The organism is uncultured Winogradskyella sp. (assembly GCF_963975125.1).
GTDB lineage: Bacteria > Bacteroidota > Bacteroidia > Flavobacteriales > Flavobacteriaceae > Winogradskyella.
Genome location: NZ_CAXBGB010000104.1, coordinates 1 through 8,791, shown reverse-complemented (window position 1 = coordinate 8,791; position 8,791 = coordinate 1). Strand labels below are relative to the sequence as shown.

Annotated in this window: 8 protein-coding genes; 2 read left to right on the top strand and 6 right to left on the bottom strand. The window is 32.2% G+C overall.

Annotated elements, in window-relative coordinates; all coding sequences use genetic code 11:
* Positions 1 to 134: 134 nt before the first annotated feature.
* The 4 genes from AAC053_RS12670 to AAC053_RS12655 all read right to left on the bottom strand — a co-directional run bounded on the left by AAC053_RS12670 (position 135) and on the right by AAC053_RS12655 (position 3,869).
* Positions 135 to 926, bottom strand: a complete 792-nt coding sequence (locus tag AAC053_RS12670; RefSeq protein WP_339757258.1) for an RNA polymerase subunit sigma-70 — start codon at positions 924 to 926, stop codon at positions 135 to 137.
* An 11-nt stretch (positions 927 to 937) separates the two neighbouring features.
* On the bottom strand, positions 938 to 1,471 hold the full coding sequence (locus tag AAC053_RS12665) for an RNA polymerase sigma factor (protein ID WP_339757253.1): 534 nt from the start codon (positions 1,469 to 1,471) through the stop codon (positions 938 to 940).
* Between the two features lie 194 nt (positions 1,472 to 1,665).
* A complete protein-coding gene (gene murB, locus AAC053_RS12660) occupies positions 1,666 to 2,679 on the bottom strand; it encodes a UDP-N-acetylmuramate dehydrogenase (RefSeq protein WP_339757249.1) in 1,014 nt (337 codons plus the stop codon).
* Positions 2,679 to 3,869, bottom strand: coding sequence for a pyridoxal phosphate-dependent aminotransferase (locus tag AAC053_RS12655; protein ID WP_339757246.1), 1,191 nt, complete (start codon positions 3,867 to 3,869; stop codon positions 2,679 to 2,681). Before AAC053_RS12655 ends, murB begins: the two co-directional genes overlap by 1 nt.
* 150 nt (positions 3,870 to 4,019) lie before the next feature.
* Between AAC053_RS12655 and AAC053_RS12650 the strand changes: the two genes are divergently transcribed.
* Positions 4,020 to 5,339 (top strand): aspartyl protease family protein, encoded by a 1,320-nt coding sequence (locus AAC053_RS12650; protein ID WP_339757243.1) that lies wholly within the window; start codon positions 4,020 to 4,022, stop codon positions 5,337 to 5,339.
* A gap of 33 nt (positions 5,340 to 5,372) precedes the next feature.
* On the opposite strand, the gene AAC053_RS12645 is transcribed toward AAC053_RS12650, so the two are convergent.
* Positions 5,373 to 5,798 carry a DUF1573 domain-containing protein gene (locus AAC053_RS12645; RefSeq protein WP_339757240.1) on the bottom strand — a complete coding sequence of 142 codons (426 nt, stop codon included), beginning with the start codon at positions 5,796 to 5,798 and terminating at the stop codon, positions 5,373 to 5,375.
* Between the two features lie 187 nt (positions 5,799 to 5,985).
* On the opposite strand from AAC053_RS12645, the gene AAC053_RS12640 reads away from it, so the two are divergent.
* Positions 5,986 to 8,619, top strand: coding sequence for a valine--tRNA ligase (locus tag AAC053_RS12640; protein WP_339757237.1), 2,634 nt, complete (start codon positions 5,986 to 5,988; stop codon positions 8,617 to 8,619).
* A gap of 55 nt (positions 8,620 to 8,674) precedes the next feature.
* Here AAC053_RS12640 and AAC053_RS12635 read toward each other — a convergent pair.
* Positions 8,675 to 8,791: FtsW/RodA/SpoVE family cell cycle protein (locus AAC053_RS12635; protein ID WP_339757260.1), on the bottom strand; the 117-nt coding region annotated here is incomplete at its 5' end.

Genomic DNA, 8,791 nt, shown 5'->3' with positions numbered 1-8,791 from the left:
CTCCAATTGGAGGTGCTATTATTGGTGGTATTATTCACAAAACTTTTTTTGAAAAAGAATAATTCTTTAAAAAATAAGAGAAAAAAGAGGCTCATTTTAATGAGCCTCTTTTTTGTTTGTAGTAGAAGATATGCTTATTTATCTTTCAACGATATTTCGGCAACTTCTGTACCATTTTCATTTGTGTGATCACCCTTTGTACTGATTTTTATACTTAGTGCTAGAGCATCTTCCATGTATGGAATTTGTTTTAACTTTCTATTAGATTCATCTAAAATGCCTAAGTTAACCATTCTGTCCTGAAGCTCAGCCCAAATTTGGTAGTGCTGTTCCTTTGGCAATTGCGGCAAAGTAATCACATCAATCATAGACGTTTTTTCTACCGAATTGATGTATGCTACAGTTTTTAAGTTCTTAGCGCGATCGTTACCGTTAATAACATATTTTTTAGCATCCGGATTATTGAGCTTCATTAATTCTCTAGATAATTCATCTAGTTTAGAATTATTCTTGTCAATATCACTCCTTAGATCCATAATTTCAGCATCAACAATGTTATTTTCACTATTTAATTGCTGATTTTTTTGATAAAGCATAAAAGAACTCACTGCGAATAATACAGCTGCAGCACTTGCAGCAATACTATACCAAGGTGTTTTTCTTTTTTGTATAAGCTGAATGACTTTGGTGTCATTAGATTCGTCTAATGATTCTAAAACATCCGTTAAGATATTGTTAGGCACATTAACGGCGCCTACCTTCGCAATAATCTCTAAATTATCTTGGAGCTTTTCGTAAGCAGAAGCTGCTTCAGGATAGTTAGATATAAAGTGTTCTACTTCTTTAGATTCTTCAAAGGAAGTCTCTCCTAACAAATACTTATTTAGTAAGTTAGAATTTAAAAAGTTATGTAATTTTGTTTCCATATTAAAATATTTTATGGATTATAAACTTTTTTAAGTTCTCGCAATCCAATTTTTAATCTAGATTTTATAGTACCTAAAGGAATGTCTAATTCATCACTTGCTTCTTGTTGTGTCATTCCTTGAAAAAACAAGGCATCTAACACAATTTGATACTTTTCTTCTAGTCTCCCAACATGTTCTTTTATATCCAAAACATCTTGGTTAAAATTTGATGTTGGTAAGATATATACGTTAGAAGTATCAATTTGGACTTCTTTTTGGTAGCGATTATTAAAACTTCTAAGTTTATCTATAGCTGTATTCCGTGCAATTCGGAACAGCCAAGTGAAAAGTTTAGCCTTACTCGGGTCGTACTTTGAAGCGTTTTTCCAAACTTTAATGAAGGTGTCTTGCAGTGCATCTTGGGCAATTTCTTCATTAATCGTAATTTTTACTATAACACCATAAAGACTTTTAGAATAGTTTTCGTAAAGTAGGTTTAAAGCACGCTTGTCCTCTTTTTGGAGTAAGTCGATTATTTTTTGCTCTGTAGGTGTTATATTCAAAATATTAAGATCTTGTTTTTCTGATGTTTATGACATCTAAAATGGATTTATAAACGTAAATATAATTAAATACACCATATAAGGTAAATAGCATATAAGGTTAGAATAATTTTTTCTACAATAAAGATTGATTAATAGCATTATCAAAAATTATTCTAAATGCAAAAGTCGCAGCAAAAGTTGTGACTTTTGTTTTATATAATATTTACTTCGGCATCAATAGTGACGTTAAATATACGCTTTACTGTTTCCTGTATCAGTTTAGCTAATTCATAGATGTCTTTACCATTTGCATTCCCATAATTAACCAAAACTAAGGCTTGTTTATTGTGTACTCCATAATTTTTAAAACGCTTCCCTTTAAAACCGGCCTTTTCAATTAACCAACCTGCAGGTACTTTAACTTCAGTGTCCGAAACTTTATAGGAAGGTGCCTCTGGAAAGTTTTCTTGCAATTCAGTGAATTGCTCCGTAGAAATAATTGGGTTTTTAAAAAAACTTCCACAATTACCAATTTCTTTTGGATCAGGCAATTTACTCTGTCTAATGGTAATTATAGCCTTAGAAATATCTTGAATACTTGGATTATTAATACAAGAAGCTTGGAGTTCCGTTTTTATTGCTCCATAGTGCACATGTAGCTTATGATTAACTTTAGTAAGTTTAAGATTTACACTTGTAATGATATACTGTCCTTTTAATTCTTGCTTAAAAATAGATTCTCTATAACCAAATTTGCAATCTGATTTTGTGAACGTTTTTGTAGTTTGGTTAGCAATGCTGATAGCTTCACAACTCACAAAAACATCTTTAAGTTCTACACCATAAGCACCAATATTCTGTATTGGTGTTGTGCCAATATTGCCCGGAATTAGTGACATATTTTCAACACCTCCATAATTACACTCTAAACACCATAATACAAACTCATGCCAGTTTTCGCCAGCCATAGCCTTAATGATAACAGAGTTTTCTGTTTCACTAACGACTTCAATTCCTTTTATGTTGAGGTGAAGTACTAATGCTTCAATATCTTGAGTTAACAACATATTACTTCCTCCACCAAGAATAAATAATGGATTTGAGTGTTGCTCTTTTAAAATTTCACGAAGAGCTTTAGTAGAGGTAATGTCACAAAAAGATTCAGCTTTAGCCTCTATACCAAAGGTGTTAAAAGATTTTAATGAAACATTCTTGGTTATAGTCATTAGTCCTTATAAACTTTAAGTGCTTCAGCTAAAATTTTTACAGAGGTTTTTAAACTCTCTTCATTTAAAACATAAGCGATACGTATTTGGTTTAGACCAGCACCAGGAGTAGAATAGAAACCTGCAGCTGGAGCAACCATGATAGTGCTATTTTCATAATCAAAAGATTCTAATAACCAACGCGCAAAATTATCCGAATTTTTTACTGGTAACTCTGCAATACAATAAAAAGCGCCATTTGGTTTAGCGACTTTAACTCCATCAATTTTTTCTAATTCTGAAATTAACGTGTTACGACGCTTTACGTATTCTTTTATAACATCATCAAAATAACTTTGTGGTGTTTCTAAAGCAGCTTCACTAGCAATTTGCGCAAGAGTTGGCGGACTCAATCTTGCTTGGGCAAATTTTAAAGCCGTTTTTATAATCTCTTTATTTTTTGAAACAAGATATCCAATTCGTGCTCCACACATACTGTAGCGTTTAGAAACCGAATCAATAATAATAGCATGTTCCTCTAGGCCAGGTTCTTGTAAAATTGAATAATGCGAAATACCATCATAAACAAACTCTCTGTAAACTTCATCAGCAATCAAAAATAAATCATGTTTCTTAACAATTGACGCTAATTTTTTTATTTCTTCTTTAGAATATAAATAACCTGTTGGGTTACCTGGATTACAAATTAAAATAGCCTTTGTTTTTGGGGTAATTAACTTTTCAAACTCTTCTATAGGAGGTAATGCAAAGTTATCTTCAATTTTAGATATTACAGGTACTATATTTACACTAGAAGCGGTTGAAAACCCGTTGTAATTGGCGTAAAATGGCTCAGGAATTATAATTTCGTCGTCTTCATCCATTATACTTCCAAAGGCAAACAGTAATGCCTCACTGCCACCAGTAGTCACAATTATGTCTTTGTGTGTAACTTCTATAGAATTATGTTTGTAATATTCTGCAATTTTGATTCTATAGTTCTCAGAACCCTCAGAACGCGAATAGGCTAAAATGTCTAGTGAATGAACTTTTACCGCATCTAAGGCCACAGTTGGCGTTTTTATATCGGGCTGACCAATATTAAGGTAGAAAACGGTTTTTCCTTTTTTATGGGCTTCTTCTGCATAAGGCACCAATTTACGTATTGGTGATTCTGGCATGTTTACACCCTTTTTTGATATTGTTGGCATAAGTTAGTTTTAAAGTGCTAAGTTCTGAAATTTCTTAAAGTTTATTTAAAAATTAACGATTAAAATATTCTATAAGGGAAAGATTTGTAACTTCATTTAAAATCTACAGAATTTTTGAAACCCATAAATAAATATATTTTATTATGTTTAATGGTTTTAAGTTGCTTATTTGCAATAGCTCAGAATGATTTTTTTTTAAATAAAGATGAGAGCGAAAGAATTAATTTTGAATTTGCAAGCAATCTAATAATCATTCCCGTTAGTATAAATGGCGTAACGCTATCTTTTATCTTAGATACAGGAGTAAGTCGTCCTATTCTTTTCAATTTGTCTGAACGGGATTCTTTAGATTTAAAAAACACAGTAACATTTTACTTACATGGTTTGGGTGGTGAAGGAAAACTAAAAGCATTAAAATCTACCCATAATGCGATTAAATTAGGAAACGCCTTAAGTACAAACAAAGATTTATATGTGGTTTTTGATAAGACAATAAATTTTACGCCAAGGCTTGGAGTTTTGGTACATGGTATTATTGGTTATGATATATTTAAGGATTTTGTTGTTGAGATTAACTATAATTCAAAATTTATAAGACTACATAAGCCAAATAGTTTTAAACCTAAATCATCAAAAAAATGGAGAACGGTACCAATTAAAATATATAGAAAAAAACCTTACGTTGACGCTAAGGTTGTAATTGATAGTAATGAAACAATTGTAAAATTACTTGTTGATACTGGAAGTAGCGATGCCTTATGGTTATTTGAAAATAAACTAGACGGTTTAACACCAAAAAAGGACTTATTTTTTATAGACTATCTAGGCAAAGGGTTAAGTGGGTCTATTTATGGTAAAAGATCTAAGACAAAAAGCTTTGAGCTAAGTGACTTTAAATTAAGCGATGTCAATGTCGCTTTTCCCGATACTACTTCTATCAATCCTGCTAGAGTTTACAAAGAAAGAAATGGTAGTTTGGGAGGTGAAATTTTAAGACGATTTAATCTCTTCTTTGATTACTCTAACGAAAAAATATATTTAAAAAAGAATAGTTATTATAAAGAACTATTTACATATAACAATAGTGGTATTATTTTAGAGCATAACGGAAACATGTTTGTAAAAGAACAAATTAGAATACCATCGTCTAATAATAATGGTACAAAGAATAAAGATAATGCTATACACATAGATTATTCAATAAACTATATTTTAGCTTTAAAACCGACATATAAGATTGTTGAAGTCAGAAAATCTTCAAATGCTTATATCTCAGGTTTAAGAGAGGGTGATATTCTTATTAGTATAAATGGTAAGCCAGCCTATAACTTCAAATTGCCACATATTAATAAATTTTTTCATGGTAAAACAGGCAAAACTATTCGATTAAAAATAGAGCGTAATGGAGAAAGTATGCTTTTTAGGTTTAAACTAGATGACGCTTTTAAAAAAAATGAGCCCTCAAACTGAGAGCTCATTGATTAATTTTATTGAGATTAGAGCCTATTGCTCAATCATACTTTTTTCTTTCTTTTCTAAAACACTTGTTTTACTAGAGTCTATCACTAAACCTTTAATCTTTAAGGCTACAGTTGGAGTATCTGCATTAGAGAAGACAGTAATCGTTTTTCTAAAAGGATTAACTCGTTTTGTGTCAAATTTTACTTCAATCTTACCAGTTTCACCAGGCATTATTGGTCCTTTGGGTTTTTTAGGTACAGTACAACCGCATGTCGATTTTACATTAGAAATAATTAATGGAGCATTGCCAGTGTTTGTAAACTCAAATACTCTAACACCATCAGCACCTTTTTCAATAGTGCCATAATCAATCACGTCGGTCTTAAATTCTATCTTTGCCACTTTTTCTTGAGAAAAAGATCCAAGACTAATTAGTCCTACAAATAAAATAGCTATTAAATTTTTCATCATTTTAATTTTAAATTGATACTATCAAAACTACTCCCTTTTTTATTCTCTTCAAAATTAATTAGATGTAATACATTCCTTTTTAACAGTATTTGGGGTTTTATGCCCATAATAGTTACCTAATAATTTTTCAAAAAAAGAAATATAAGTACTTTTGTCAGTTACATAGCAAAAACAATACCAAAACATGGAAATCCCATCAAAATATAACGCCCTTTCAGTAGAAAATAAGTGGTATGACTACTGGATGAAATATAATTATTTTCATTCTACGCCAGACGAAAGAGAACCCTACACTATTGTAATTCCACCACCAAATGTGACAGGAATATTACACATGGGACACATGTTAAACAATACCATACAAGATGTATTGATACGTCGAGCACGATTATTAGGGAAAAATGCGTGTTGGGTTCCTGGCACAGATCATGCTTCTATTGCGACAGAGGCTAAAGTTGTGGCAAAATTAAAGGCACAAGGGATAGATAAAAACGAACTTACTCGCGAAGAGTTCTTAAAGCATGCATGGGAATGGACAGAAGAATATGGAGGAGTTATACTTGAGCAGTTAAAGAAATTAGGTTGCTCTTGTGACTGGGATCGTACAAAGTTTACGATGGATGATGATATGAATGAAGCCGTAATTAAAACCTTTGTAGATTTATATAACAAGGGCTTAATTTACAGAGGCTACCGTATGGTGAATTGGGATCCGGAAGCAAAGACGACTTTGTCTGATGAAGAAGTAATTCATGTTGAAAAGCAAGGATTACTCTACTATCTAGAATACCAAGTTGAAGGCAGTGATGAAAAATTAACCATTGCAACAACACGTCCTGAAACGATTTTTGGTGATACTGCGATTTGTATCAATCCAACAGATCAACGCTTTACACATTTAAAAGGAAAGAAAGCAGTTGTTCCAATTTGCGGAAGAGTAATTCCAATTATTGAAGATGAATATGTAGATATTGAGTTCGGTACAGGTTGCTTAAAAGTAACACCTGCTCACGATGAGAATGATAAAGTATTAGGTGATAAACACCATCTTGAAGTTGTTGATATATTTAATGATGATGCGTCGTTAAATAGTTTCGGAATGCATTACGAAGGTCAAGATCGTTTTGTAGCGAGAAAAGCTGTTACGAAAGAACTTGAAGCAGCAGGTATATTAGTAAAAACTGAAAATCATATAAATAAAGTAGGAACATCGGAACGTACCAAAGCAGTTATCGAACCTCGTTTAAGTGACCAATGGTTTCTTAAAATGGAAGATTTAGCAAAACCAGCTATTGATGCCGTTTTAAAAACTGGTGACGTTAAACTGTTTCCGAAGAAATTTGAAAATACGTATCGTCATTGGATGGAGAATATTCGCGATTGGAATATTTCGCGTCAGTTACTTTGGGGACAACAAATTCCTGCATACTTCTATGGAGATGGAAAAGAGGATTTTGTAGTTGCTGAGAACATTGAAGAAGCAGTTAGTCTGGCGAGAGTAAGAACTTCTAACGCTGAGCTTAAAGCTTCAGATTTAAAACAAGATTCAGATGCTTTAGATACATGGTTCTCATCTTGGTTATGGCCAATGAGTGTTTTTGATGGTATTCGAAATCCTGAAAACGAAGAAATTAAATACTACTATCCAACCAACGACTTAGTTACTGGACCGGATATTTTATTCTTTTGGGTAGCCAGAATGATTATTGCTGGTTATGAATACAAAGGTGAAAAGCCTTTTGAAAATGTTTATTTAACAGGATTAGTTAGAGATAAGCAAAGACGAAAAATGTCTAAATCTCTTGGGAATTCGCCTGATGCATTAAAATTAATTGAAGATTATGGTGCAGATGGAGTAAGAGTAGGCTTGTTATTGAGCTCCGCAGCTGGAAATGACTTGATGTTCGATGAAGATCTTTGTCAGCAAGGAAAACAGTTTGCTAACAAGATTTGGAATGCCTTTAGATTAGTAAAAGGATGGGAAGTTGATGAGTCTATCAATCAACCAAATTCTAGCAAAATTGCGATTGAATGGTTTAAGTCTAAGTTTCAAAAAACCATTGCAGAAATTGAAGACCATTTCAGTAAGTATAGATTAAGTGATGCGCTTATGTCAACATACAAGTTGATTTGGGATGATTTTGCATCATGGTTATTAGAAATTGTAAAGCCAGCTTATCAGCAACCTATAGACGCAAAAACTCTAGAAAGTATAAATGCAATATTTGAAGATATTCTTAAAATATTACATCCATTTATGCCATTCTTAACGGAAGAAATTTGGCATTACATTAAAGAGCGTTCACCAGAAGAAGCTTTAATTATTGCTAAATGGCCAGAAGCGAAACCAATTAATGAGACATTAATTACTGAGTTTGATTTTGCATCTGAAGTAATTTCTGGTATTAGAAACATTAGAAAACAAAAGAATATTGCTTTTAAAGATGCTATTGGGTTCTCAGTTGTAAATAGTGAAAATGTAACATCGACATTTGATGAAGTGATTACAAAACTAGGAAATTTAGATAGTTTCAATTACGTAACAGAGCCTGTTGATGGTGCTTTAACTTATCGAGTAAAATCTAACGAGTACCTTATTCCTATGGAAGGTAGTATTGATGTAGGAGCCGAAATTAAAAAGCTAACAGAAGAACTTAATTACACAGAAGGTTTCTTGAAATCTGTTCAAAAGAAACTCTCTAATGAGCGTTTTGTTGCTGGTGCACCAGAGCAAGTTGTAGCGTCTGAAAAGAAAAAAGAAGCTGATGCTTTAGCTAAAATCGAAACGATAAAGTCTAGTTTAGGTAGTTTGAATTAGATTTAGGGTTTTAAAATAAAAAAAAGGACTACTGTTAAGGTGGTCTTTTTTTTATTTACCACTCATTAATTTTATTACTATCTAGTTTTATAAAAATAAAAAGTAAGATGGTAAAGCCCCAAAGACCAGAGCCACCATAACTAAAAAAAGGTAGAGGGATACCAACCGTTGG